Origin of the sequence: Pseudomonas sp. GM18 (assembly GCF_000282195.1) — a bacterium.
Taxonomy (GTDB): Bacteria; Pseudomonadota; Gammaproteobacteria; order Pseudomonadales; family Pseudomonadaceae; genus Aquipseudomonas.
Window position 1 is genome coordinate 13,407 of record NZ_AKJT01000087.1, and the last position, 26,758, is coordinate 40,164.

The window sequence follows — 26,758 nt, forward strand, 5'->3', positions numbered from 1 at the left end:
GCAAGAGGTGCACTACATAGTTATGCCCAAACGTGATTCAAGAACCTGTAGGGTCAGCGCCGTGCTACATCCGAAAAGTAGAACTTGTCGAGGGTGTGCCGTGATTCCGTGTACTCGAACTGCCGGCCGTCCTGCAGGAACGTTTGGTTGCTGACCACGATCACATGGCTCTGCCCGTCGAGGTCCAGGTGTTGCTGGTCGTCCTTGCTGCGGGGGACCGCTTCGATGGTGCGCTGGGCGTAGGCGATTTGCAGTTGCAGGGTCTGCTCGATGTAGGCGTAGATCGAGTGCTCGGCGATGTCGCGGGACAGGCCGGGAATCACGTCGCTGACGAAATGGTTGATGTCGAGGATCACCCGTTTGCCGTCGATCCGTCGCACGCGCTTGATCCGGGTGATCAGGCTGCCTTCTGCAGCCTTGATGTGCTCGAGCAGCGGGCCTTCGAGGGGGATCTGGGCGAATTCGACCACCTCGGTGCTGACGTCGTTGCCCAGTCGCGGCCAGGTTTCCTGGAAGCTGACGATGCCGCCGAGCTGAAATTCGATCGGGTTGGTCGACAGCACGAAGGTACCTTTGCCATGGACTTTCTGGGCGAAACCGCGCTCCTGCAGTTGCTCGATGGCCTTGCGCACGGTGCCGCGACTGGCTTGATAGCTGTCCATCAGTTCGGTTTCGGAAGGCAATCGGGCGCCGCGTTCCAGACGTTCGGTCGTGATGCTGGCAAGCAGATCGCTGTAGATCTGGTTGTATTTACTCATGGGGATGGCTCTGTGCCGCGTTGTGCTCAAGGTTTTGAACCTTAAGGGCAGGGTAGGGGTTTGTCCATGCGGCTTTGGGTTTCTTTGACTTCGGAGGTAGGAAATATCGCCGCCTGTCGGGTTCAGGATAAACAAAATCAAACTCGTCTGTACGAGTTGTTGCTTTAACTCGTACAGACGAGTATTTTTCGCTTCGGCGTGCTGCCAATAACAAAAAACTACAGCGGAAGAACAAGCATGAGCCATGACTATCCGAACATCGTCACCGAGCTGCTGCACAGCCTCGGTGGCAGCGACAACCTCGAGCAGGCCGCGCACTGTGTCACACGGCTGCGCCTGGCCCTCAAGGACCCGAGCCTGGTCAACAGTGCCACGCTGAACCAGATCGACCTGGTCAAAGGTTCGTTCTACACCGGCGGCCTGTTCCAGGTGGTGATCGGCCCCGGCGAAGTGGAAAAGGTCTACGCCGAGCTGCGTCGGCAAACCGGTCTCGCCGTCTCGACCATCGCTGACGTCAAACAGAAAAGCGCCGACAAGATCAACGCCATGCAGCGGCTGGTGCGGGTGTTTTCCGACGTGTTCATGCCGATTCTGCCGGCGCTGATCATTGCCGGCCTGTTGATGGGCATCAACAACCTGATCGGCGCCAAGGGCATGTTCATCGAGGGCAAGACCCTGCTGGACGCTTATCCCAAGCTTGACGGGCTCTGGAGCCTGATCAACCTGATGGCCAACACATCCTTCGTGTTCCTCCCGGCGCTGGTGGGCTGGTCGGCGGCCAAGCGCTTTGGCGGCAGCGAAATCCTCGGCATTGTGCTCGGCCTGATGCTGGTGCACCCGGATCTGCTCAACGCCTGGAACTACGGCAAAGCGGTGGCCGGGCTTGAGGGGCAGAGTCTGCCGTACTTCGACATCCTGGGTGTGTTCCAGATCGAGAAAGTCGGTTATCAGGGGCAAATCCTGCCGATCCTGCTGGCGGCCTACGTTATGAGTGTCATTGAAAAATGGCTGCGGGCACGCGTGCCGAATGCCATTCAACTGCTGGTGGTGCCGATTACCACCATCGTTGTGACCGGGGTGCTGGCGCTGGCGGTAATTGGCCCGGTGACCCGCCATCTGGGGATTCTCATCACCGAAGGCGTGGTGACCCTGTTCGATCTGGCGCCGATGGTTGGCGGGGCGATTTTCGGCCTGCTCTACGCACCGCTGGTGATCACCGGCATGCACCACATGTTTCTGGCGGTCGACCTGCAACTGATCTCCACACAGGGCGGCACGTTCATCTGGCCAATGATCGTCATGTCCAACCTCGCCCAAGGCAGCGCGGCACTGGGGGTGTTCTACATGACCCGCAATGTGCGGGACAAAAGCATGGCCTCGACCTCGGCGATTTCTGCCTACTTCGGCATCACCGAGCCGGCCATGTTCGGGGTCAACCTGCGCTACAAGTTTCCGTTCTATGCGGCCCTGATCGGCTCGGCCCTGGGCTGCATCTTCCTGTCGCTGAACAAGGTCCAGGCCTCGGCGATCGGCGTTGGCGGCTTGCCCGGTTTCATCTCGATCATCCCGCAGTTCATTCCGATGTTCGTGGTCGGGATGGTGATTGCCATGGTCGTGCCGTTTGTTTTGACCTGCGGGTTGAGCATGAAGATTGTCCGGCCTGGGTATCGGGTCGCCTGATAGATCGCATTCGCCCGTAGGAGCTGCCGAAGGCTGCGATCTTTTGATCTTGATCTTCTGCAAGACCGCTGAAGGTCAATAGATCGCAGCCTTCGGCAGCTCCTACAGGGCCAGTACATATTTAAGAAGGAACCCCGCCATGCAAGACTGGCAACGTTCGGTGATCTACCAGATCTACCCGAAGAGTTTTCACAGCCACGCCGGCAACCCCACGGGGGATTTGCTCGGCGTCGTGGCCAAGCTCGATTACCTGCACTGGCTGGGTGTCGATTGCCTGTGGATTACGCCGTTCCTGCGTTCGCCCCAGCGTGACAACGGTTACGACATCAGCGATTACTACGCCATCGACCCGAGCTACGGGACCATGGCCGATTGCGAATTGCTGATCGCCGAAGCCGGCAAGCGCGGGATCAAGCTGATGCTCGACATCGTGGTCAACCACACCTCGATCGAACACACCTGGTTCCAGCAGGCCCGCAGCAGCCTCGATAACCCTTACCGCGACTTCTACATCTGGCGCGACCAGCCGAACAACTGGGAATCCAAGTTCGGCGGTTCGGCCTGGGAGTACGAAGCCCAGACCGGTCAGTATTACCTGCACTTGTTCGACCACACGCAGGCCGACCTGAACTGGGACAACCCCAAAGTGCGCGCCGAAGTCTTCAAGATGATGCGGTTCTGGCGCGACAAGGGCGTGGGCGGTTTCCGTCTGGACGTGATCAATCTGATTTCCAAACCGGCGGATTTCCCCGAGGACAACACCGACGGTCGACGCTTCTACACCGATGGCCCGAACGTCCACGAGTACTTGCAGGAAATGCACCGCGAAGTGTTCGAAGGCCATGACCTGATCAACGTCGGCGAGATGTCGTCCACCAGCCTGGAACATTGCATTCGCTACTCACGACCGGAGTCGAAAGAGCTGTCGATGACCTTCAACTTTCATCACTTGAAGGTTGATTACCCGAACCTGCAGAAGTGGATTCGCGCCGACTTCGATTTCCTTGAACTCAAGCGCATCCTCTCCGATTGGCAGACCGGCATGCAGGCCGGCGGTGGCTGGAACGCGCTGTTCTGGTGTAACCACGACCAGCCGCGGGTGGTCTCTCGTTTTGGTGATGACGGCGAGCATCGGGTGGTGTCGGCGAAGATGCTCGGCACTGCGCTGCATTTCCTCCAGGGCACGCCGTTTGTGTATCAAGGCGAAGAGCTGGGCATGACCAATCCGGGCTTCGATCACATCGATCAGTACCGCGATGTCGAGACCCTGAACATCTTCCGGCTCAAGCGTGAGGCTGGTGCAAACGACGCCGACAACATGGCGGCGATCATGCAGAAGTCTCGGGACAACAGTCGCACGCCGATGCACTGGAGCGCCGAGCCGAACGCCGGTTTCAGCGCTGTCGAACCGTGGATCGGGGTGCCGGCCAACGCCGCGCAAATCAACGTCGCCCACCAACTCGACGATCCTGATTCGGTGCTGCATCACTACCGTCAGCTGATTGCCCTGCGCCGCAGCGAAACACTGATGTCCGATGGTGTGTACCGGCAGTTATTGCCTGAGCACAGACAAATCTGGGCATACGTGCGTGAAGGCAATGGTGAGCGTTTGCTGGTGCTGAACAACTTCTATGGCACGCCGTGTGAAGTTGAACTGCCGCCGGAGGTGATCAGTGAAGCGATGGCGCAACGTCTGGTGATCAGCAATTACCCGGACTGTCCGCCGCGACATCGGCAGGTCTTTTTACGGCCCTATGAGTCGTTCGTTCTGCACCTGACCAACGACTAACCCTTAACCAATAACAGCATCGTTTCAAAACACACGCAGAACGCTGCGCGGGGAGTTTTGCGCGCCGGTTTTGCTGCATCACACAATAAAAATAATGAGGTGGTTCTTGAAGATAACAATAAATCGCAGCCTTGCAGTCGCGGGTGTCTGCCTGGGGTTACCGTTGTCGGCCCAGGCGCTGGAATTCGCCGGCTATTTGCGTAGCGGTGTCGGCACCTCGGTCAACAGCAGTTCGCAGTCGTGCTTTCAATTGCCGGGCGCACAATCGAAATACCGCCTGGGCAACGAATGCGAACAGTATGCGGAGCTGGAATTGCGTCAGGATCTGTTCACGCTGGACGATGGTTCGGTGCTCAGTGTCGACGGCATGGCTTCGCTGTATAACCAATACGACCGCAGCCTGACGTTCAACGGTGACAACGGCTCGGTGCGCATGCCGCAGCTGTATGCGCAATGGTCGAACATGCCCAGCCTCAATGGTGGTTCGCTGTGGGCCGGTCGGCGTTACTACAAACGGAATGACATTCATATTTCCGACTTTTACTACTGGAACCAGAGCGCCACCGGCGGCGGTATCGAAGACGTGCTGATCGGCGATCTGAAGTACAGCTACGCCTTCTCGCGCAAGGACAACCTGTACCAGAAGGACTACATCAACCGTCACGATTTCAACGTCGCCGGTTTCAACACCAACCCCGGCGGTGAGCTGGAGTTCGGTTTGAGTTACATCGACAAACCCGACAGCCGCGACGCTCACCGTGGCTGGGCGATCACCACCCAGCATGTGCAGAAGGGCTTTCTGGGCGGCAAGAACAAACTGGCCTTTCAATACGGCGAAGGCCCCGGCACCGGGTTGGGTTATACCGGTAACGTGAAGCTGGACGACAGCAGCAAGAGCTACCGCGTGGTCGAATTCTTCGACTGGCAAGTGACGCCACGCTTCGGCGGACAGGTCGAGGCGGTCTACCAGAAGGACATTCGCCCGGACGGCGCCGATCAGAACTGGATTTCCCTCGGGATTCGCCCGGCCTATGCAATCACCGAGCAAATCAAACTGGTGACCGAACTGGGCCACGATCAGGTCGAGGCCACAGGCGGTACGCGCAAACTGAGCAAGTTCACCATCGCCCCGACCTGGTCGCCCAAGGGCCCGGAATTCTGGGCGCGCCCCGAGGTGCGTCTGTATTACACCTATGCCAGCTGGAACGAGGCGGCCAAACGGGCGGCCAATGAACTGGCGGCAGGTTCGGCGTTATCTGACACCGGCGCCTTCGGCACGGCGAGACACGGTTCGAACGTCGGATTGCAGGTCGAGTATTGGTGGAAATAAGCGATGCTGTCGGGGCCTCGCGCTCCATCGGCACTTCAAAGAACAAAACAGCAGGTGACGTCATGGCCACACCCCAACAATTGCAACTGCTGGCTCCCTTGTCCGGCGTGCTGATGCCGCTGGACCAGGTGCCCGATCAGGTGTTTTCCAGTCGCGTGATCGGTGACGGTCTGTGTATCGACCCGACCTCGTCCACCTTGTGCGCACCGCTGGCTGGAGTGATCAGCAATGTGCAGGTCAGCGGGCATGCTGTCAGCATCACCGACGACAACGGCGTGCAGGTGTTGATGCACATCGGCCTCGATACCGTGAACCTGGCCGGCAAGGGCTTCACCCGGTTGGTGGAGGAAGGTCAGCGGGTTGAGGTGGGGCAGGCGCTGATCGAGTTCGATGCCGATTACATCGCCTTGAACGCACGCAGTTTGTTGACCTTGATGCTGGTGGTCAGCGCAGAGCCGTTCACCTGGCTGACACCCGAAACGGGGGTGGTGCAAAGCGGTCAACCGCTGCTGAGTCTGAATCCGTCCGAAGAGGGGGCCGATGAGCGGGTGCCGGAGGAGGGCGAGGCATTGTTCTCCAAACCGCTGACGCTGCCCAATCTCAATGGCTTGCACGCCCGCCCTGCGGCGGTGTTTGCCCAGGCCGCGAAAGGTTTTTCGGCGAGTATTTGCCTGCATAAACAGCAGGACAGCGCGAACGCCAAATCCCTGGTGGCGATCATGGCGTTGCAGACCGCTCACGGCGACATCGTGCAAGTCAGCGCGGCGGGGGCGGATGCCGAAGTGGCGATCAAGACCCTGGCCGAGTTGCTGGCCGCCGGTTGCGGAGAAGCCGTGACGGTGATGGCAGAGGTTGAGCCGGTTACCGTTGAAGCCTCATCGCTGAAGGTGCTGCGTGGCGTCTGTGCATCGGCGGGGTCGGCGTTTGGCCAGGTGGTGCAGATTGCGCAGCAGACCCTTGAAGTTATTGAATCCGGTCGAGGCGCGCAAGTTGAGCGCGAGCACTTGTCCCGGTCGTTGGCGACGGCGGTTCTGGACCTGCAGCAGTTGCGTGACCAGGCCACGGGTGACGCCCAGGCAGATATCTTCAAGGCGCATCAGGAGCTGCTTGAAGACCCAAGCCTGCTGGATCAGGCCCTGGCACTGATCGACGCTGGCAAAAGCGCCGGTTTCGCCTGGCGGGCGGCCACCGAGTCGACGGCTACCTTGTTCAAAAAACTGGGCAATGCCTTGCTGGCCGAACGGGCAGCGGATTTGGCCGACGTTGGTCAACGGGTGCTCAAGTTGATTCTCGGCGTAGAGGATCAGGCGATGGTGTTGCCGGAAGGGGCGATTCTGATTGCCGAGCAACTGACGCCCTCCCAGACGGCTGGCCTGGACACGCGCAAGGTGCTGGGGTTCGCGACGGTCGGCGGTGGCGCCACCAGCCATGTGGCGATTCTCGCCCGGGCCTTCGGCTTGCCGGCGATCTGCGGTTTGCCGGTTCAGGTGCTGGCACTGGCCAATGGCACCCGGGTTTTGCTCGATGCCGACAAGGGCGAGTTGCAGCTGGATCCTGAGCTGGCCGCTATTGAGCAGTTGAAAACCAATCGTCAGCGACAAAAGAAACGCCAGCAATACGAACTGGAAAATGCCGCGCTGGCTGCCTGTACCCGCGATGGGCATCATTTTGAAATTACCGCCAATATCGCTTCGCTGGCCGAAGCCGAACAGGCCATGACGCTGGGCGGCGAGGGCGTCGGTCTGTTGCGTTCGGAGTTTCTGTATCTGGACCGCAACCATGCACCGAGCCATGACGAGCAAGCGTCCACCTACAGCGCCATCGCCCGAGCATTGGGGCCGGCGCGCAATCTGGTGGTGCGGACCCTGGATGTCGGCGGTGACAAACCATTGGCCTACGTGCCGATGGACCGCGAAACCAACCCGTTCCTGGGCATGCGCGGTATTCGTTTGTGCCTGGAGCGTCCGCAGCTGTTGCGCGATCAGTTCAAGGCGATCCTGAGCAGCGCCGGGCTGGCTCGCTTGCACATCATGTTGCCGATGGTCACGCAGTTGTCGGAATTGCGACTGGCCCGTCAGCTGCTTGAAGAGGAGGCGCTGGCAGCAGGGCTCACGGAACTGCCGAAACTGGGGATCATGATCGAAGTACCGGCAGCGGCGCTGATGGCGGATCTGTTTGCGCCCGAGGTGGATTTCTTCTCCATCGGCACCAACGATCTCACCCAATACACCCTGGCCATGGACCGCGATCACCCGCGGCTGGCCAGCCAGGCCGACAGTTTTCATCCGTCGGTGCTGCGCTTGATCGCCGGTACCGTGAAAGCCGCCCATACCCATGGCAAATGGGTCGGCGTGTGTGGCGCCCTGGCTTCGGAACATCTGGCGGTGCCGTTGTTGCTGGGGCTTGGCGTGGATGAGCTGTCGGTGAGCGTGCCGCTGATTCCGGCGATCAAGGCGGCAGTTCGCGAAGTGGACCTGCTGGACTGTCAGGCCATCGCCCAGCAGGTGCTGGGGCTGGAGAGTGCCGAGCAGGTACGCGAGGCATTGCGGCTGCACCACGAGGCCACGGTCGATACTTCACTGGTTCTGGAGAACTGAGCATGTTCGAGAAAATGCAGCGGGTGTTCTGGAAAGCGTTGACTCCGGATCTGGTGGTGGATGAACCGAAAGCGGTGACTCAAGCCGTTTCCGGGCTGGCGCCGAATGTCGTGGCCGCACTGGGCGGTGTGGATAACCTCAAGTCGCATCAGCCCGTGGCGCTGACCCGGATGCGGGTGGAGTTGCGGGATATGGCGCGGATGGATCGGCAGGCGTTGACGGCGGCGGGGGTGCCGGGAGTCATGATGCTGGATGGTGGGGTAGTGCATCTGATCACCGGTCTGCAGCCATGATCGTTCCCACGCTCTGCGTGGGAATGCCGCCACAGATGCTCCGCGTCCGCTCCAAGTGACGCGGAGCGTCACAAGATGCATTCCCACGCGGAGCATGGGAACGGTAAACCGCGAACTGCGTCCATCCGCCACGCTGCCCTTACTGTTTCTCAACCGCAGGTGTATCGTATTCGCCTTTTGCAGGCACCGCGCCTGTGGCTGATACGTGAGGTAGTTGAGTTCATGTCCTTTACCCGTCGACAAATACTCGGTGGTCTGGCCGGTCTTGTGGTGGTTGGCGTGGGGGCCGGTGGCGCGTCGCGTTACTGGCTGGGCAAGATGGCCGACGCTGAGGCCGGCCACGACTATGAGCTGATCGCCGCTCCGTTGGATGTCGAACTGGTCGCCGGGCACAAGACCGAGGCCTGGGCGTTCGGCCCATCGGCGCCGGGCACTGAGTTGCGCGTGCGTCAGGGCGAATGGCTGCGGGTGCGTTTTATCAACCACCTGCCGGTGGCGACCACCATTCACTGGCACGGCATCCGCCTGCCGCTGGAAATGGACGGCGTGCCCTACGTGTCGCAATTGCCGGTATTGCCGGGTGAATACTTCGACTACAAATTCCGCGTACCCGACGCCGGCAGCTACTGGTATCACCCGCACGTGAACAGCAGCGAAGAACTCGGTCGCGGCCTGGTCGGCCCGCTGATTATCGAAGAGCGCGAGCCCACCGGTTTCAAATACGAAAAAACGTTGAGCCTCAAGAGCTGGCATGTCGATGAAGTCGGTGCCTTCGTGCCGTTCAGCATTCCTCGTGAAGCGGCCCGTGGCGGCACGGCCGGGGGCCTGTCGACCATCAATGGCGTCTCGCAAGCGGTGATCGACTTGCCCGCCGGGCAGATCACCCGCGTACGCCTGCTCAACCTTGACAACACCCTGACTTATCGCCTCAACATCCCCGGCGTCGAAGCGCAGATCTACGCGCTGGACGGCAATCCCATCGAACCGCGTCCACTGGGCAAGGAATACTGGCTCGGCCCCGGCATGCGCATTTGCCTGGCGATCAAGGCACCACCGGCCGGCGAAGAACTGTCCCTGCGCAATGGCCCGGTACGCCTGGGCACCTTCCGCTCAGTGGCCAATACCGACGCGCCGACCGAGTGGCCGCCGGCACTGCCCGCCAACCCGGTGGCCGAGCCGGACCTGGCCAATGCCGAGAAACTCAACTTCAATTTTGAATGGGTGGGCTCGGTGTCGGTCAATGTCGACAACGGCAAGCCGCCCAGCCTGTGGCAGATCAACGGCAAGGCCTGGGATATCACCGACAAGACCTGCGCCGACCGACCGATTGCCAAGCTCGAAAAGGGCAAAAGCTATATTTTCGAATTTAAAAACATGACTCAGTATCAGCACCCGGTCCATTTGCATGGCATGAGCTTCAAGGTTATTTCCTCGAACCGGCACAAGGTTATCCCGTACTTCACCGACACTTACCTGTTGGGCAAGAACGAGCGCGCGCAAGTGGCGCTGGTGGCGGATAACCCGGGCGTCTGGATGTTCCACTGCCATGTGATCGACCACATGGAAACCGGCCTGATGGCCGCCATCGAGGTGGCGTGATGCGTCAGATACGCCCCGCGGCGATTATCGACCGCAGCCGTGATCGTGACTTCATGCACGAAGCCCTGGCCCTCGCCGCCGAAGGCGCGGCGCTGGGTGAAGTGCCGGTGGGCGCGGTGCTGGTGCAGGACGGTGAAATCATCGGGCGCGGTTTCAATTGCCCGATCAGCGGCAACGACCCCAGCGCCCATGCCGAGATGGTCGCGATCCGCGCCGCCGCCCAGGCCGCCAGCAACTATCGCCTGCCCGGCAGTACACTCTACGTGACGCTGGAGCCGTGCAGCATGTGCGCCGGGCTGATCGTGCATTCGCGGATTGCGCGAGTGGTGTATGGCGCACTGGAACCCAAGGCCGGAATTGTGCAGAGCCAGGGGCAGTTTTTTACCCAGGGCTTTCTCAATCATCGGGTGTTGTATGAGGGCGGCGTGTTGGCGGAAGAATGCGGCGCGGTGTTGAGCGAGTTCTTCAAGGCTCGTAGGGCCAAGCCAGCGGATTAGGCGGCGACAGGTAGGCCGCCTTGCCCGCGAAGCTTCTACTTGCGGGCGACGATCACCGCACGCATCGGCGCCGGCAGCCCTTCGATCGTTTTGCTGTGATCATCCGGATCGAGGAAGTCGCTCAACGACTGATACTTCATCCACTCCGTCCCGCGTTGTTCCTCGACCGTGGTCATGCTCACATCCACGCAACGCACATCGCTGAACCCGGCGCGACGCAGCCACAGTTCCAGCGCCGGCACCGACGGCAGGAACCAGACATTGCGCATCTGTGCATAACGGTCTTCCGGCACCAATACCTGCTGTTGATCGCCTTCGATCACCAGCGTCTCCAGCACCAGTTCACCACCCTTGACCAGGCAATCCTTCAGCGCCAGCAAATGCTCGATCGGCGAACGGCGGTGGTAAAACACGCCCATGGAAAACACGGTGTCGAACCCTTCCAGGTTCGGCGGCAGGTCTTCGAAAGGGAAGGGCAGGTGCCAGGCATTGGGTTCGGACAGGTAACGCTGCACTGCCTGGAACTGGCAGAAGAACAGCCAGTTGGGGTCGACACCGATCACGCTGTCGGCCCCGGCGCCGAGCATGCGCCACATGTAATAGCCGTTGCCGCAGCCGACATCGAGGATGCGTTTGCCCTTCAGGTCCAGATGCGGAGCCACCCGGGACCACTTCCAGTCCGAGCGCCATTCGGTGTCGACATGCACGCCGAACAGGTCAAACGGCCCTTTGCGCCAAGGTGACAAGCCCATCAGCGCGGTGCGCATTTGCGCGCGGGTTTCATCGTCGCAATCGGTGTCCAGCTTGAGGCCGTTCAACAAGTCGACTTCGCTCGGCTGGATCTTCGGCAACGCATCCAGGGCGCTCTGCCAGCGCTCCAGGTCGCCGTGACCTTTTTCCATTTTCTTGTCGAGTTGCACTTGCAGGGTGTTGGCCCATTCGGCCAACGGAGTACCGGCCAGACGGCGGGCGAGGGGGGACAAATCAATCATGGCAAGGCAATCAACGAGGCAAAGTTAAGACACTGGAACCACGGCACGACTTTCGAGAACCCGGCGGCCAGCAGGCGTTCGCGGTGTTCTTCGAGGCTGTCGGGCTTCATGACATTTTCGATGGCGCTGCGCTTCTGGGCGATTTCCAGTTCGCTGTAGCCGTTGGCGCGTTTGAAGGCCACGTGCAGGTCAGTGAGCAGCGCGTGTTCTTCGGGGTCGTTGAAGCGCAGCTTCTCCGAAAGAATCAGCGCGCCACCGGGCAGCAACGATTGGCGGATACGCGCGAGCAGCGCGGTGCGCTGGTCCGGGGCGATGAATTGCAGGGTGAAGTTCAGCGCTACCACCGAGGCCGGCTGGAATTCGAGGGCGAGGATGTCGCCTTCGATCACTTCCACCGGCAGCAACTCCTGGAACATCGAGTCCTGGCCGTTGAGATATTCGCGGCAACGCTCGACCATGGCCGCGGAATTATCCACAGCAATGACGCGGCAGCCGTCGGTGCGCACATGACGGCGCAAGGCCTGGGTCACGGCACCCAGCGACGAGCCCAAATCGTAGAGCACGCTGTTTGGCTGAGCGAATTGCGCGGCGAGCACGCCGAGGTTTTCAACAATGGTCGGATAACCCGGCACCGAGCGCTTGATCATGTCCGGGAACACCCGCACCACGTCCTCGTTAAAGGCGAAGTCAGGCACCTGGGCCAAAGGCTGGGCGAAAAGGCGATCGGATTCTTTGCTCACGGCGGTTCCAGCGGCATAGGTGGAAAAGGTCGGCATTTTAGCCAACTTGGCGCGGGGATGCGCGGGTTTGCTGATAAACCGCCGGACTAACCTCGGTTAACTTAAACACATGCTGTTGTGGCGAGGGAGCTTGCTCCCGCTGGGCTGCGAAGCGGCCCCACCCCAGGCGACTCTATTCTTCCGGACGAACCCCACTTACCGGAGACGACTGCTGCGCAGCCGAGCGGGAGCAAGCTCCCTCGCCACAGGATTCAGCGCCGTTTCTGGGTGAACGCCGACGCGGCAATCCCCCATTGCCCCAGCCAATAACTCAGAATGATCACGTAAGGCGCGGTATGAAATGGCATCACAAACCGGTTAATGCCAATCACGCTGTCAGAAAACACAAACGCCACCGCGCCTGCCGCCGCCAGTAGCGCCGAGCGTTTGGGCACGTCGGTGGCGAGTCGGGCCAGGGCGCGCCAGAGCATGGCGCTGATGGCCAGGCCGTAGACGATCACCGGGACCAGCAGCGGCCCCAAGCCATTGGAAATCAGAATCCCCAGCAGCACGGCACCCACGCCGAGGGCTAGGATCAGCGGTAACACGGCCAGACGTCGGCAATCGCTCAAATAAGCCTTCAGATACGCCAGATGCGCGAGCAAAAACGCTCCAAGTCCAAACACGAACAAGTCTTGCGGCCATGCCAGCAACACGTCGCCGACCAAGGAGAAAATCAAACCCAGGCTGATCCAGCGCCGATACTCGCTGGGCGGTGCATCGTGCAACCAGCCGAGCAGGGCCAGCACCGGCATCGGTTTGACCAGCAGGCAGAGCAGCGCGGCATGCACGCTCAGGCCATACACAAAGGTCACCGCGCCCATCAGCGCCAGAATCAGCCAGCCCACGATCAGTTAACCGCGATGGCACAGTCGAAGGTTTTCACCGCCGGTACTTCCGGTGCCCACGGTTGTGAGTAAGTCAGCCGCAGGCGGCCAGTGCCGGTGGCGAAGGCCTGGAAACGCCAGGTCGAGATGCCGGCACTGCCGACGATCCCGGCGTCTTCCGGATTGCTGTAAACCTCGGGGCTGAGCGCGCGCAACACGCCACCGGCTGAATCCTGGATCGCCCAGCGGTAACCCGTGGTCGGGTTGCTTGGCAGCGTCAGGATCAGGGTTTGCCCGTTGTGCAGTTTCGCCGGGCATTCGCTTTGTTTTTCCACGGTCAGGTTCTGTTTCGGTTGCGAGGCGCAAGCGCTCAGCAGAGCAAGGGCGAGAGGGACAAACAGGCGAGTGGGGGACATAAGATCAGCGGCTCCGGCGTTCACGACGAACGGCGAGCATAACTGAAGATGAGACAAATTGTGACGATGCGGGAGTTGGTAACTTTCTTGCGTCTTTTGTGGGAGCGAGCCTGCTCGCGATGCGAGCACCGCGGTCATTCAGATAGACCGCGGTGCCCCCCTCAGCGAATTAGCCCGCTGCCAGCGGGTTTAGAGTGTGCCGAAAACTTTCTTCGCCAAACTGGTCGCTGCTGCCGCAGGGTTCTTGCGAATGGTTTCTTCCTGTTTGCCAATCATCTCGAACAACCCGTTCAACGCCTGTTCGGTCACGTAGCTTTCGATGTTGGCATTTTTCGCATCCAGCACACCCAGCGTCGCGGCTTGCCCGGCGAACGCGTTGTACTGCTGGGCCAAACCCACCTGGTCGGTGGCTTGCTTGACGATCGGCAAGAATTTGGTGCGGATCTGTTCGCGGCTGGTTTTGCTCAGGTACTGAGTGGCCGAATCCTGGCCGCCGCTGAGAATCCCCTTGGCATCTTCCACGGTCATCTTCTTCACCGCATCCACCAGAATCGGCTGAGCCTGCGTTACCGCCGCTTCAGCTGCCTTGTTCATGCTGGTTTCCAGTTGATCGACCTGGTCGCCCATGCCGAACTGTTTCATTTTCTTGGCGACCTTGCCCAGTTTTCCCGGCAGTTCGATTTTTACGTCCGGGTTATTGCTGAAACCGCCGGGTGTGCCCAGCTGTTTAACGGCCAGCTGCGCGCCTTGGGTCAGGGCGTCCTTGAGACCGCCGGTAGCGTCTTGTTGCGACAGGTCACTGAGTGACAGTGCCAGGGCGTTGGCGCAGATCATCAAGCCTGCGCACAGGCCGGCGAAGCGAAGGGTAGGGCGCAACATGGCGGCTTCCTTATTCAGAAAAAAGGCTCAGAAAAAATGTTCAGAAAAGACAGTTAACGGACGGCATCGACGCGGATTTTCAGTGGCTGCGGATCTTTGCCGTCCAGTTGCACGGCGTGATGTTCAGTGGTGATGAACATTAATTTGCCGTCTACTTCAATCCGCGCGCTGACCGAATAACGATGGCCGGGTTTGACCTGGGCCGGATCGTAGCTCAAATGAAACGGCAGCGGCACCTGACCTTTGACCGGACCTTTCTGTTCATCGAGCACCACCGCTGGCGCGTCGGCCAGAGACACGTCCTGCAGGCTGATGCTCAGAGTCGCGCTCGGTGGCAGGGCGATGCGTTGCAGGTAGAACACTTCGCCGTCAAGGCTGACTTTGGCGGTCGGTGTCGTTGACTGGCAGGCGCTTAACAAAGTGGCAGCAGCAAGAAGAGCAATTTTTTTCATCGGAACCTCTAAGGCTTGAGCATCGGAAGAAACCCGGCGCTCAAGGAAATCTAGCGGATTTTGCCGATAGTGTCAGTGAGCAAACGTAATGGCGTATCCAGTCACTGATTGAGCGTGTGCAGTAAGCGCGAACTTGTCGGTTGTGGCATCGGTAAAAGCTCGATGGGGCCCGGAGAGACGGAAATGTGTTGGTGATATCTGTTTTCAATCCCGCTCAGTGCGTAGCGCTTGCCGGGGACGACATCGTCTGGGTTATATTTCAGATAAAACGAAGTTGCAGTTTGTTCATCGTGTGTGACGCGTATCAGCTCAACTTCAGGGTTCCCGGTTTCATGCAAGCTGACGGTCACCGCTTGCTCTGCGGCTACGACCTTCGGTTCTTGTACTTCAACATACAAATACCCGATCGGACTCAAATGTAGGGTTTGACGATAGGGCGCGTGATCGATGATCACGAAATAATCCTGTTCCAGCAGCAACGGTTGTTGGTTATGGAACATCTGTATGTTGATCCGGTACTTGATGCTGATATCCAGATAGTGGTGCGCAAATGAAAAACTGAACTGGCCATCGGTAATCGAAGGGTATCGCCAGTCTTTGACTTTTATCGGTTGTTTGGTATTGGCGACCTGGATTTCGATAACTGTTTCATTTTTGCCGTCGAGGGGGGCGATAAACTCAGGCGGCAAACTGAAAGTCAGAGTGATGTTTGGGGTTTCTTTGTTCAATAGACTCATCTCGATATCCTTATCGCGATTATTTAAAGGGAGTCTATTAATTCACGAATCAACTAACCGGAAAACATCTGCGCGTTCCGGTTAGTTGTCAGCAAGTTTCAAGCTTCAGGCATGACCGCCGTTTCTGCCGCATCCTCACTACGATGCAACGCCACCTGACGGATCGACAAGCGAATCTCCGCCGGCAACACCCGTTTGGCCGCACCTTCCGCCAGTTCACCCAGCAGTTCGTGATAGCTCAGCTTGCCGGCTTCGTCACGCTTGAGTACGTCGAGATCCAGCATCGTCTGGATGAAGTGACGGAACAGGCTCTTGTCGAAGAACTCTGGGGCATTCAGGCCATGCAGGATCGACAGGCGCTGGGCCATGACGGTGCACAGGTCTTCCAGTTCTTCGGCGCTGATGCTGTTCTGGCCGCTGTTGAGCAGCAAGGAAACGGTCATGTAGAAGCGCTGCAAGGTCTGGGCGATGCTCTTCGATAACAGGGTCAGCAACACGAAGTGCCGCGAGCTTGGCGCCGGGCGCAGGTAGACGTCGTTCTCGAAACGCAGCAGGCCTTGCTCGACGAAGGCTTCGAGCCACTGATCGATCACGCCATCGAGTTCGTCCTGCGTCCAGCGAATGAACAGCTCCGATTGCAAGTACGGATACAGCGCACGGGTGTAGCGCAGGATCTGCTCGCGGCTCATGCGCGACGCACTCTGGAAGAAACTCGCCAGCAGCGATGGCAACGCGAAAATGTGCAAAACATTGTTGCGGTAGTAGGTCATCAGGACGGCGTTCTGTTCGTCCAGGTACAGAATCTTGCCCAGCGCATCGCTCTGCTCAGACAGCAGGTCCATGTCTTTCACGTGCTCGATCAGCGCGCGACCGTCACCGTCCGGCAGGGTGGTGTGCGGCGAGTAAGGGACCTTGCGCAACAGCGCCAGATACAAATCCAGCACCCGCGCCATGGCGCGATCGTCCAGCGCCAGTCTGCTGGTGGACAGCAGCGCCAGGGCTACCAGATTCACCGGGTTGATCGCCGCCGCTTCGTTCAGATGCTGCGCGACTTTCTCACCGAGGCGGTTGGTGGTTTCGTTGAGCCAGGCCGGTTTGAATTGCGGGCCGAGTTCCTGTTGGCGCCAGTCTGGCTGTTCGCTGTCGAGGAACTCTGCCAGTTTGATCGGCTCACCGAAGTTCACCGCGACCTGACCGAAACGCTGTTTGAGCGCGCCGATGACTTTGAAGATGTCGAAGATCGATTCTTTCTTCTTGCTCGCACCACGCAATTCGCCGAGGTAGGTGCGGCCTTCCAGTACGCGCTCGTAACCGATGTACACCGGTACAAACACGATCGGCATGCGCGACGAACGCAGGAAGCTGCGAAGCGTGATCGCGAGCATCCCGGTTTTCGGTTGCAGCATGCGCCCGGTGCGCGAACGGCCGCCTTCGACGAAGTACTCGACCGGGAAGCCTTTGGTGAACAGGGTGTGCAGGTATTCGTTGAACACCGAGGTATAGAGCGGGTTACCCTTGAAGGTGCGGCGCATGAAGAACGCACCGCCGCGCCGCAGCAGGCCGCCGATCCCCGGCATGTTGAGGTTGATCCCGGCGGCGATGTGCGGCGGGGTCAGGCCGTTGCGGAACAGCAGATAGGACAGCAGCAGGTAGTCGATGTGGCTGCGGTGGCAGGGTACGTAGATCACTTCGTAACCCGGGGCGACCTTTTGCACGCCTTCGATGTTGTTGACCTTGATGCCGTCGTAGATCTTGTTCCAGAACCAGCTCAGCACCACTTCCATGAAGCGGATCGCGGTGTAGGTGTAGTCCGAGGCGATCTCGTTGCCGTAGCGCAGGGCCTGGGCCTTGGCTTTTTCCGCGGAAATGTTCTCGCGCTCGGCTTCGTCGAGGATCGCTTGCTTGACCAGCGGCTGGTTGACCAGGCCCTTGACCAGATTGCGCCGGTGGGAAATGTCCGGGCCGATCACCGCGGCTTTCAGATTGCGGAAGTGCACCCGCAGGATGCGTTGGGCCATGCGCACGGTGCGTTCGTGGCCCTTGTTGTGTTCGATCAGTTCGCGCAGGTGGATCGGCGCCGAGAACTGCACCCGGGTCTTGCGCCCCAGCACGATGATGCTCAGCAGGCGACGCAGGCGCCCGGTGACCGCCCAGCTGTCGGCGAACAGCAGCTTCCACGGGCTCGATTCGCTGTCTGGCGACTGGCCCCAGAACACGCTGACCGGAATGATCTGCGCGTCTTCGGCGGCGTTCTGGCTCAGGGCGCTGACCAGGCGGGTCAAGGTTGGCGGCGCACCGCGTTTGTCCTGGCGGCCAAGCCAGTCGGGATCCGGTGTCAGGTAAAAGAACGCGGCGGGCTCCACCAGCGCACCCACCGATACCGGCAACACCGGGCGGGGCAGGCCTGCCTTGCTGCACTCGGTGTCGACCACTGCCAGGTCGGTGAGCGAAGGGTTTTGCAGGACGTAGAACACCGGACGGCTGCGGTCGAGGTTGAGGGTGAACGACGACTGGTTGATCGTCTCCGAGCGAACCCAGAGGTACAACAGTCGGCGCAGGGTGCCAAACACAAGACGGCGGAACGGGGAACGGGTCATACGGCTTCTGCGTGAGTGAATAAAACCGAGCGTTTGCTCGGGCGGTCGATAGTGTGCCGGATTCATCGAAAATCGGCAAAAAAGCAGCGAAGTAAACTCCTGTTGAGAGTTTTTGTGTCTGTCATATACTCGGCGAGCCCGCACTGGCCAGACAGTGGCACCTATCAGTGCAAGCGATGTTCCCGAGGCTTTCCTGCGAAAAGCCCGATCAATAATAAAAAAGGAGTATGAACAGATGGCAACACGCGAAACCGGCAACGTGAAGTGGTTCAACGACGCCAAGGGTTATGGCTTCATTCAGCGCCAGGACGGGGTGGATGTGTTCGTGCACTACCGCGCGATCCGCGGCGAAGGGCATCGCTCGCTGACGGAAGGTCAGCAGGTTGAATACGCGGTGGTGGAAGGGCAGAAGGGCTTGCAGGCTGAGGATGTGGTGGGGTTGTAAACCCACTAAAGATCGTTCCCACGCAGAGCGTGGGAGTGATCAACTGTCTTAAGCGGTTTTCCAGGTGATCTCTTCTTCACCATCGACGCTGATGCGAATCCAGCGATCCGCCGACTCTTCACCTTCTTCCTCGACCCAGCTACCCGGCGCACAACGCACTTCGACGTTCAGCGCGGCAAATGCGGCGCGGGCGCAAGCGATGTCGTCTTCCCACGGGGTCTGGTCGCTTTCCAGGTACAGGCTGTTCCATTTGCCTACTGCTTTGGGCAGCCAGGTGACTGGCACGTTACCGGCCTTGCACTTGTAGGTCTGGCCTTTCTGAACCCAGTCGGTGCACGGGCCTAAAGCCGCGCCGAGCCAGGCCGCGATGGCTTTGTGATCGACGTCGGCGTCTTTCAGGTAAATCTCGATGTCCGGTTGGCGCATGGATCTCCTCACTGCGGGTCTGAAAAATCCATTCGCGGATTTAGCCGGCCTCAAGCCGTTGCTCAAGACCAAAGTTGTTGGGTTATTGAAGAACGAAATAATCGTAGCGCATCGACACAGTGACCTCGAACGGCTCGACCTGATCGATGACCGCTGCCCGGCGTTCGGCACTGGCGCGCCAGCCGTGAGGTGTCATCGCCAAGAGGTTCGCGCGATCCTGACCGTTGACCAGCGTCAGTTTGAACTCCAGGGTTTCGCTGTGTTGCAACGCCATGCCTTCCGGCACCAACGCCAGGTGTTTGTCATCGGTGTACTCACGCACTTCGTCGTACAGCCGCTCACGCAGTTCCATCAGATGGCCGCTGGTTGGCCCGACTTTCATCAAGCCGCCACCGGGGCTGAGCAGGCGTTTGGCTTCTTGCCAATCCAGCGGGCTGAACACGCTGGCCAGAAATTGGCAACTGCCCGAGGCCAATGGCACCCGCGCCATGCTGGCGATCAACCAGGTCAGCGCAGGGTTGCGTTTACAGGCGCGTTTGACCGCTTCCCGGGAAATGTCCAGGGCATAGCCATCGGCGTTGGGCAAGGCTTCGGCGATTTGCGCGGTGTAGTAACCCTCGCCACAGCCGATGTCCAGCCAGCGCTGCGGCGCATAACCGGCCGCCAGCTCCGCCAGGCGCTTGGCCACCGGCGCGTAATGGCCGGCGTTCAAGAAGTCGCGGCGGGCTTCGACCATCGCCTGGTTATCCCCAGGGTCACGGCTGTTTTTGTGTTGCACCGGCAGCAGGTTCAGGTAACCCTGCCGCGCACGGTCGAAACGATGCCCGGCGGGGCAGGCCACGCCGTTGTCTACCGCGTTCAGCGGTTCGCTGCAGATCGGGCAGGCGAGCATCAGGCGAGCAACTTGATCAAGGTCTGGTAGTAGATCTCGGTCAGCACGTCGAGGTCGGCCGCCAGTACACGCTCGTTGACCTGGTGGATCGTCGCGTTGACCGGGCCCAGTTCAACCACTTGGGTGCCCATGGTCGCGATGAAGCGCCCGTCGGAGGTGCCGCCGCTGGTGGAGGCTTTGGTGTCACGACCGGTGATGTCCTTGATGCTCGCCGACACCGCGTCGAGCAGCGCGCCCGGCTCGGTGAGGAATGGCAGGCCGGACAGCGCCCAGTCGATGTGCCAGTCCAGACCATGCTTGTCGAGAATGTCGGCGACGCGCTTTTGCAGGCCTTCGACGGTGGACTCGGTGGAGAAGCGGAAGTTGAACACCGCCACCAGATCACCCGGAATCACGTTGGTCGCGCCGGTGCCGGAATTGACGTTGGAGATCTGGAAACTGGTCGGCGGGAAGAAATCGTTGCCGTGGTCCCAGTGCTCGGCGGCAAGCTCGGCCAGGGCCGGGGCGGCGAGGTGGATCGGGTTCTTCGCCAGGTGCGGATACGCCACGTGGCCCTGCACACCGCGCACGGTCAATTTGGCGCCGAGGGAACCGCGACGGCCGTTCTTGACCACGTCACCCACCAGGGTGGTGCTCGACGGTTCGCCGACGATGCACCAGTCCAGGCGTTCCTTACGGGCAGCAAGGCGTTCTACCACAGCCTTGGTGCCATGGTGCGCCGGGCCTTCTTCGTCGCTGGTGATCAGGAACGCGACTTTGCCCTTGTGATCCGGATAGTCGGCGACGAAACGCTCGGCCGCCACGGTCATGGATGCAAGGCTGCCTTTCATGTCTGCCGCGCCACGGCCGCAGAGCATGCCGTGTTCGTCGATCACCGCATTGAACGGATCGATCTGCCAGGCGGCCACCGGACCTGTCGGCACCACGTCGGTGTGACCGGCGAAGCACAGCACCGGGCCGTCGTGTTTGCCGTGGGTCGCCCAGAAGTTATCCACATCTTCGATGCGCATCGGTTCCAGCGTAAAACCGGCATCGCCCAGGCGCTGCATCATCTGCTTCTGGCAATCGGCGTCGACCGGCGTCACGGACGGACGGCGGATCAGGTCGATGGCGAGTTGAAGGGTCGGCGAAAGGTCGGCGTGGGCCGTCATGTAAGACTCCGGAAACTGTAAATGTGGGAGCGAGCCTGCTCGCGAAGACGGACTGACAGCCAACATAGATGTTGAATGTGACGGACTCATCGCGAGCAGGCTCGCTCCCACAGGTATTGGGTCAGGCCATTAGGCCCAAGGCCTGCAAAATGGCGGTTATCTTAAAGCAAAACGGCGGCCATTGGCCGCCGTTTAGTGCATCTGTGTTGATTTAGACCGCAGGCAGAGGCGCCGCTTCCACCGAAGGTTTCGGCAGCGACGACAGGAACGCCATGATCAGCGCCGCCAGGTACGGCAGCGACTGCACCAGCAACATGGTCACCCAGAAGCGCATGTCGTTGCTCGGTATACCCTGCACCAGGAAAATCCCCAGCGCCGCGCCCCACAACAGCAGCATGATGAACAGCTCTTCGCGAGCCTCCGAAATCGCCACCCAGAAACCGTGGTTATCGGCATTCTTCGGTGTACGGAAGAACGGAATGCTGCTGGTGAAGAAGCCGTACAGCACCGCTTTGGCAATGGTGTGCGACAACGCCAGCCCGGCCAGCGCGGCGCAGAAGGCGTCTTTCAGGTTGACCCCGACCGCACGGCGGTACAGGAAGATGATCTTGCCCACCTTGAACACGAACAGCGCCAATGGCGGGATCGCGAAAATCAGCAGCGGTGGATCGACTCGTTGCGGCACGATGATCATCGCCGCCGACCACAACAGTGCGCCGATGGTGAAGAAGATGTTCATGCCGTCCGCCACCCACGGCAACCAGCCCGCGAGGAAGTGGTAACGCTGGCCACGGGTCAGCTCGGTGTCCTTGCCGCGCAGCAGGCTGGCGGTGTGACGCTTGATGATCTGAATCGCGCCATAGGCCCAGCGGAAACGCTGTTTCTTGAAGTCGATAAAGGTATCGGGCATCAGGCCTTTGCCGTAGCTGTCGTGGTAATACGCCGCCGACAGACCTTTTTCGAACACACGCAGACCCAGCTCGGCGTCTTCACAGATACACCAGTCGGCCCAGCCCAGTTCCTCGAGCACCGAGCGACGGGTCATGGTCATGGTGCCGTGCTGGATGATTGCGTCGCGGTCGTTGCGGGTGACCATGCCGATATGGAAGAAGCCTTTGTATTCGGCGTAGCAGAGCTTCTTGAAGGTGCTTTCGTTCTGGTCGCGGTAATCCTGTGGCGACTGCACCACGGCGATTTTCGGATCGGCGAAGTGCGGCACCATGTGCTTGAGCCAGTTCGGGTGCACGCAGTAGTCCGAGTCGATCACCGCGATCACTTCGGCATCCTTGGCGGTGTGCGGAATCAGGTAATTCAGTGCGCCACCCTTGAAGCCGGCCAACGGTGCGACGTGGAAGAACTTGAAGCGCGGGCCGAGGGTTTCGCAATAATCGCGTACCGGCTCCCAGACCGCCGGGTCCTTGGTGTTGTTGTCGATGATCAGGACTTCGAAGTCCGGATAGTCGAGGTTGGCCAGGGCGTTGAGGGTCTGTTTGACCATCTCCGGCGGCTCGTTGTAGCACGGTACGTGAATCGACACCTTCGGTCGGTAGTCCGAATCGCCCACCACCGGCAGGAATTCACGCCGGCGTTTGTGGGTCCAGACTGCTTCGGCCAGCTCATGGGCTTCAGTCAGCAGAACGATGAACACTCCGAGCGCACCGAGGGCGAGCAGGAAACCCACCGTCAGACTGAACCAGGTGCTGTATTGCTGGCTGTAGTCGTAACCGATCCACACCAGCACCGAACCGCACAAGAACGCGATAAAGGTCAGGAAGGTACGGCCACGTTGACGCAGGGCCGAACCGTCGATCATCAGCAGGGTCAGGGACAGCAGCGCCAGCACTACCGAGCCGATAGCCAGCACGCGCCATTGCGGGATCGCGACTACCGGGCCTTCAAAGTTGAATTTCTGCTGGCGTGCGGCGTTGAACACGCCCCAGTACGCACCCACCGAACCTTCGTCACTGGCCTTCCATGGTTGGTCAAACGCTTCGATCACGAAGTAGTTGAAACCCTGACGGTTGAGTTTGTTGACCAAGGTACGCAAGTAAATCGCCTGGTCTGCCGGCGACGCATCAGCGCCACCGCGCATGCGGCCGTTGCTCGGCCAGCCGACTTCGGAGAGCAGCAACGGTTTTTTCGGGAACATCTTTTTCAGGTCACGGGCGCGGTCAAGAACGAACTGACCAGCCTTGTCCACCGGGATGAACTCCCAGTAGGGCAGAATGTGAGCTGCGATCAGGTCGACGTGCTTGGCCAGTTCCGGGTGTTCTTCCCAGACGTGCCACTGTTCGGAAGTGGTGACCGGAACCTTAACGGCCGCGCGCACGCGATCCAGGATCACGCTCAGCTCGGCAGCGGTGATTTCCTTGCGGAAGATCGCCTCGTTACCGACCACGACGCGAACCACACTGCGGGAGGTGTTGGCCAGTTCGATGGCACGCTGAATCTCGCGCTCGTTGCGTTCCTGGTCCGGGCTGATCCAGATCCCCAGGGTCACCCGCAGGCCGAATTCTTCCGCCAGTTTGGGAATGTCCTCCAGCGTGCCGTCGACCGAGTAGGTCCGGATGTTGTCCGTCAGCTTGCTCATGATCTCCAGGTCGCGACGCATTTCATCGTCGGTCGGGAACTGGGCTTTTTGCGGGTACTGGCCTTGCTGGAACGGCGAGTACGAAAAGCCGGAGATCTGTTCAGGCCAGTTGGGGGCGGTGACGGGGCGATTGACCAACGCCCAGAAACCGGTGAACAAGGCGGCGATTGCTAGAACCACTACCAGGTTGAGTCCAAATTTACGCGATGACATAGCTTTTTCGGGTTCCAAAGGCTGTGGAACGAAGGAACGGTTGGCGGCCGGCTGCCAGGTGGCAGGGGCGCGCATCCTACACTGGAGGTTCTCTGACCGTACAGCGAACAGGGAAACGCCCGACATTGGGCAATCCAGGTCGACTTAAGTTCTTCGACCGGGAAGATGTAGCCCAATTCCAATAAATTTGTAGTCAATTGAAGCAATCGACACCGCCGTTCATAGTGCAAAGATGCTCTTGGCCGCCGACAGCCCTATAATGCGCGCCGGTTTTTGGGGTAATGGTCATGAGTACAGAAGATCCACGGTTTGCTGGTATCGCCCGCTTGTATGGCATTGAAGGCATGGAGCGCTTGCGCGCGGCCCATGTGGCGATCGTCGGCGTCGGTGGTGTCGGTTCCTGGGCAGCGGAAGCGGTTGCCCGGTGTGGCGTGGGCGAGATATCGCTGTTCGACCTGGACGACGTCTGCGTCAGCAACGTCAACCGTCAGCTGCATGCGCTGGACAGCACCGTCGGCAAGCCCAAGGTCGAGGTGATGGCCGAGCGCCTGCGCGGGATCAACCCGGACTGCACGGTGCATGCGGTGGCGGACTTCGTCACCCGCGAAACCATGGCCGAGTACATCACGCCGAACATCGACTGCGTGATCGACTGCATCGACAGTGTCAACGCCAAGGCGGCGCTGATCGCCTGGTGCAAGCGACGCAAGATCCAGATCATCACCACCGGCGGCGCGGGCGGGCAGATCGACCCGACGCTGATCCAGGTCTGCGACCTGAACCGCACGTTCAACGATCCGCTGGCATCGAAAGTGCGCTCCACATTGCGCCGCGACTACGGCTTCTCTCGCACCGTGACCCGTCACTACAGCGTGCCGTGCGTGTTTTCCACCGAGCAACTGCGCTATCCAAAACCCGATGGCAGCATTTGCCTGCAGAAGAGTTTTGTTGGAGACGGCGTGAAGCTCGACTGCGCCGGGGGCTTTGGCGCGGTGATGATGGTGACGGCGACGTTCGGCATGGTCGCTGCGACCAAGGCTGTGGATAAGATTGTGGCCGGGGTTCGACGCCCGGCGGATCGGGTCAAGCCGGAGGTTTAATGGTTTGATCGTTCCTACACATAGCATGGGAACGATCAAACGATCAGTGCGCTAGCTCACGCATCCGCTGCAACACCGCATTCAAGCCATTGCTACGGGACTGGGACAACTGGCGACCCAGCCCCAGCTGACTGAACCAATCCGCCAGATCCACCTGTTGCAACTCAGCTGTCGACAACCCGTTGACCCGCGCCAGCAGCAACGCCACCAACCCGCGAATCAACCGCGCATCGCTGCTGGCGCTGAATTGCCAGTGTCCGTCCTGCAACGTGCCGACCAGCCAGACCTGGCTTTCACAGCCATGCACGCGGTTGGCGTCGACTTTATCCACATCGCTCAGCGCTGGCAGACGGTCGCCCCACTGCATCAACAGCCGCGCCCGCTGTTCCCAGCTCGCCGCCTTCTGAAACGTGTCCAGCGCGGTAACGGCATCGACGGGCAAGGTCATCGCAACAACTCCAGGGCCTGATCCAGTGCTTCGAAAAAGCGCTCAAGGTCTTCGGAATCGTTGTACAGCGCCAACGACACCCGAATCGCCCCGGCCAGTTCAAAGCTTTTGAGCAACGGCATGGCGCAATGATGACCGGCGCGCACGGCGATTCCCTGTTCGGTCAGCAAATGCGCCAAATCAGAGTTATGCACACCCTCGACGACAAAACTGGCCAGGGCCAGTTGCGGTTTGCCCAGCAGGCGAATGCCGTTGCGTGCTTCAAGGCCCTTGAGCAAATAGTCATGCAGCGCCGCTTCGTGTTCGCACACGGCGTCCTGATCCAGCCCCGCGAGGTAGTCCAGGGTCGCGCCCAGACCGATCACACTGGCGATCGGCGGCGTACCGGCCTCGAACCCCAGCGGCGCGGGCCGAAAGCGTGCGTCGTGATAGTTGGCATCCAGCACCATTTCGCCGCCGAACTGCCAGGGGCGCAGCTGTTGTAGCGCTTCGTTGCGCCCGAACAGCACACCCAGGCCATCGGGGCCGTAGAGTTTGTGGCTGGAAAACACATAGAAGTCGCAGCCCAGTGCCTGCACATCGTGCCGACCATGGACCACGCCTTGAGCGCCATCGACCACGGTCAGCGCGTTGTGTGCCTGGGCCATCGCCAACAGCGCGGGCAACGGTTGCCAGGCGCCCAGCACGTTGGACAGCTGGCTGACCGCCAGCAAACGGGTTCGCGGACCGATCAACTGCGCGGCGACATCCAGGTCGATCAAACCATCGACATCCAGCGGCAGGATCACCAGTTTCAGATCACGACGGTGGGCCAGCTGCTGCCACGGCAACAGGTTGGCGTGATGCTCCAGAGCGCTGATGACAATTTCATCGCCCGGATTGAAAAGGTGTTCCAGGCCATAGGCCAGGAGGTTCAGCGCGGAAGTCGCACCGTGGGTAAAGATAATCTGCCCGCAATCGCCGGCATTGAGCCATTGCGCAACTTTGCGGCGGCTGTCCTCGAACGCCTGGGTGGCATGGGCGCCGGGCAAGTGTTGCGCCCGATGCACGTTGGCCGCGCCGTTGGCGTAGTAATGCGCCAGGGCATTCAGCAGGGCTTGAGGTTTTTGCGTGGTGGCGGCGTTGTCCAGATAGGTCTGGTCTTGCCGTTGCAGTGCGGCGATGGCCGGAAAATCGGCGCGCCAGGGAGAAGGAATCATCATGTTGTTCGGCCCTGGTGACATGGGCGGGTGTACGCCTGACCTTGTAGGAGCGAGCGATGCGGCGCTCCT

General features: G+C 60.2%; 24 protein-coding genes. 9 read left to right on the forward strand and 15 right to left on the reverse strand.

What is annotated here, in order from left to right; all coding sequences use genetic code 11:
• Window positions 1-53: 53 nt before the first annotated feature.
• Window positions 54-758, reverse strand: a complete 705-nt coding sequence (gene treR, locus PMI21_RS07020; RefSeq protein ID WP_007940459.1) for a trehalose operon repressor — start codon at window positions 756-758, stop codon at window positions 54-56.
• A 237-nt stretch (window positions 759-995) separates the two neighbouring features.
• Here treR and treP point away from each other — a divergent pair, with 237 nt between their 5' ends.
• From treP to tadA, 7 genes are all read left to right on the forward strand, one after another.
• Window positions 996-2,438: a PTS system trehalose-specific EIIBC component gene (gene treP, locus PMI21_RS07015; RefSeq protein ID WP_007940460.1), complete on the forward strand. Its 1,443-nt coding sequence runs from the start codon at window positions 996-998 to the stop codon at window positions 2,436-2,438.
• 139 nt (window positions 2,439-2,577) lie between these two features.
• Complete coding sequence (treC, locus tag PMI21_RS07010; RefSeq protein WP_007940461.1) at window positions 2,578-4,227, forward strand: alpha,alpha-phosphotrehalase; 1,650 nt, start codon at window positions 2,578-2,580, stop codon at window positions 4,225-4,227.
• A 106-nt stretch (window positions 4,228-4,333) separates the two neighbouring features.
• On the forward strand, window positions 4,334-5,557 hold the full coding sequence (locus PMI21_RS07005; protein WP_007940462.1) for a maltoporin: 1,224 nt from the start codon (window positions 4,334-4,336) through the stop codon (window positions 5,555-5,557).
• Window positions 5,558-5,619: 62 nt separating this feature from the next.
• Window positions 5,620-8,154, forward strand: coding sequence for a phosphoenolpyruvate--protein phosphotransferase (gene ptsP / locus PMI21_RS07000; RefSeq protein WP_007940463.1), 2,535 nt, complete (start codon window positions 5,620-5,622; stop codon window positions 8,152-8,154).
• 2 nt (window positions 8,155-8,156) lie between these two features.
• A complete protein-coding gene (locus PMI21_RS06995; protein ID WP_007940464.1) occupies window positions 8,157-8,447 on the forward strand; it encodes a PTS transporter subunit EIIB in 291 nt (96 codons plus the stop codon).
• 222 nt (window positions 8,448-8,669) lie between these two features.
• Window positions 8,670-10,046, forward strand: coding sequence for a multicopper oxidase family protein (locus tag PMI21_RS06990; RefSeq protein ID WP_033064161.1), 1,377 nt, complete (start codon window positions 8,670-8,672; stop codon window positions 10,044-10,046).
• Window positions 10,046-10,543, forward strand: a complete 498-nt coding sequence (tadA, locus tag PMI21_RS06985; RefSeq protein WP_007940466.1) for a tRNA adenosine(34) deaminase TadA — start codon at window positions 10,046-10,048, stop codon at window positions 10,541-10,543. Before PMI21_RS06990 ends, tadA begins: the two co-directional genes overlap by 1 nt.
• A 35-nt stretch (window positions 10,544-10,578) precedes the next feature.
• Here the strand turns inward: tadA and cmoB are convergent, their stop codons facing one another.
• The 8 genes from cmoB to plsB all read right to left on the reverse strand — a co-directional run bounded on the left by cmoB (window position 10,579) and on the right by plsB (window position 18,222).
• Complete coding sequence (cmoB, locus tag PMI21_RS06980) at window positions 10,579-11,535, reverse strand: tRNA 5-methoxyuridine(34)/uridine 5-oxyacetic acid(34) synthase CmoB (protein ID WP_007940467.1); 957 nt, start codon at window positions 11,533-11,535, stop codon at window positions 10,579-10,581.
• Window positions 11,532-12,311 carry a carboxy-S-adenosyl-L-methionine synthase CmoA gene (cmoA, locus tag PMI21_RS06975; protein WP_007940468.1) on the reverse strand — a complete coding sequence of 260 codons (780 nt, stop codon included), beginning with the start codon at window positions 12,309-12,311 and terminating at the stop codon, window positions 11,532-11,534. The genes cmoB and cmoA overlap by 4 nt, the downstream gene beginning before the upstream one ends.
• Window positions 12,312-12,526: 215 nt before the next feature.
• Window positions 12,527-13,162: a lysoplasmalogenase gene (locus PMI21_RS06970; protein WP_007940469.1), complete on the reverse strand. Its 636-nt coding sequence runs from the start codon at window positions 13,160-13,162 to the stop codon at window positions 12,527-12,529.
• 2 nt (window positions 13,163-13,164) lie between these two features.
• Entirely contained in the window at window positions 13,165-13,557 is a 393-nt protein-coding gene (locus tag PMI21_RS06965) for a protease inhibitor I42 family protein (RefSeq protein ID WP_007940471.1), read from the reverse strand.
• 189 nt (window positions 13,558-13,746) lie between these two features.
• Window positions 13,747-14,436, reverse strand: coding sequence for a DUF4197 domain-containing protein (locus PMI21_RS06960; RefSeq protein WP_007940472.1), 690 nt, complete (start codon window positions 14,434-14,436; stop codon window positions 13,747-13,749).
• A 53-nt stretch (window positions 14,437-14,489) separates the two neighbouring features.
• Entirely contained in the window at window positions 14,490-14,888 is a 399-nt protein-coding gene (locus PMI21_RS06955) for a YbaY family lipoprotein (protein ID WP_007940473.1), read from the reverse strand.
• A 101-nt stretch (window positions 14,889-14,989) separates the two neighbouring features.
• Window positions 14,990-15,625 carry a hypothetical protein gene (locus tag PMI21_RS06950; RefSeq protein WP_007940475.1) on the reverse strand — a complete coding sequence of 212 codons (636 nt, stop codon included), beginning with the start codon at window positions 15,623-15,625 and terminating at the stop codon, window positions 14,990-14,992.
• 98 nt (window positions 15,626-15,723) lie between these two features.
• Window positions 15,724-18,222, reverse strand: a complete 2,499-nt coding sequence (plsB, locus tag PMI21_RS06945; RefSeq protein WP_007940476.1) for a glycerol-3-phosphate 1-O-acyltransferase PlsB — start codon at window positions 18,220-18,222, stop codon at window positions 15,724-15,726.
• 235 nt (window positions 18,223-18,457) lie between these two features.
• Here plsB and PMI21_RS06940 point away from each other — a divergent pair, with 235 nt between their 5' ends.
• Entirely contained in the window at window positions 18,458-18,667 is a 210-nt protein-coding gene (locus PMI21_RS06940) for a cold shock domain-containing protein (protein WP_007940478.1), read from the forward strand.
• A gap of 48 nt (window positions 18,668-18,715) precedes the next feature.
• Here PMI21_RS06940 and PMI21_RS06935 read toward each other — a convergent pair whose 3' ends face one another.
• The 4 genes from PMI21_RS06935 to PMI21_RS06920 form a co-directional block, all read right to left on the reverse strand.
• A complete protein-coding gene (locus tag PMI21_RS06935) occupies window positions 18,716-19,093 on the reverse strand; it encodes a hypothetical protein (protein WP_007940479.1) in 378 nt (125 codons plus the stop codon).
• A gap of 82 nt (window positions 19,094-19,175) precedes the next feature.
• Window positions 19,176-19,985, reverse strand: coding sequence for a putative RNA methyltransferase (locus PMI21_RS06930; protein ID WP_007940480.1), 810 nt, complete (start codon window positions 19,983-19,985; stop codon window positions 19,176-19,178).
• Window positions 19,985-21,136 (reverse strand): succinyl-diaminopimelate desuccinylase, encoded by a 1,152-nt coding sequence (dapE, locus tag PMI21_RS06925; RefSeq protein WP_007940481.1) that lies wholly within the window; start codon window positions 21,134-21,136, stop codon window positions 19,985-19,987. Before dapE ends, PMI21_RS06930 begins: the two co-directional genes overlap by 1 nt.
• A gap of 211 nt (window positions 21,137-21,347) precedes the next feature.
• Window positions 21,348-23,939 carry a glycosyltransferase gene (locus PMI21_RS06920; protein WP_033064167.1) on the reverse strand — a complete coding sequence of 864 codons (2,592 nt, stop codon included), beginning with the start codon at window positions 23,937-23,939 and terminating at the stop codon, window positions 21,348-21,350.
• A 287-nt stretch (window positions 23,940-24,226) separates the two neighbouring features.
• Between PMI21_RS06920 and tcdA the strand changes: the two genes are divergently transcribed.
• A complete protein-coding gene (gene tcdA, locus PMI21_RS06915; RefSeq protein WP_443200771.1) occupies window positions 24,227-25,039 on the forward strand; it encodes a tRNA cyclic N6-threonylcarbamoyladenosine(37) synthase TcdA in 813 nt (270 codons plus the stop codon).
• 43 nt (window positions 25,040-25,082) lie between these two features.
• Here tcdA and PMI21_RS06910 read toward each other — a convergent pair whose 3' ends face one another.
• Both PMI21_RS06910 and PMI21_RS06905 read right to left on the reverse strand, forming a co-directional pair.
• On the reverse strand, window positions 25,083-25,487 hold the full coding sequence (locus PMI21_RS06910) for a SufE family protein (protein ID WP_007940486.1): 405 nt from the start codon (window positions 25,485-25,487) through the stop codon (window positions 25,083-25,085).
• A complete protein-coding gene (locus tag PMI21_RS06905; RefSeq protein WP_007940487.1) occupies window positions 25,484-26,689 on the reverse strand; it encodes an aminotransferase class V-fold PLP-dependent enzyme in 1,206 nt (401 codons plus the stop codon). Before PMI21_RS06905 ends, PMI21_RS06910 begins: the two co-directional genes overlap by 4 nt.
• Window positions 26,690-26,758: the final 69 nt, after the last annotated feature.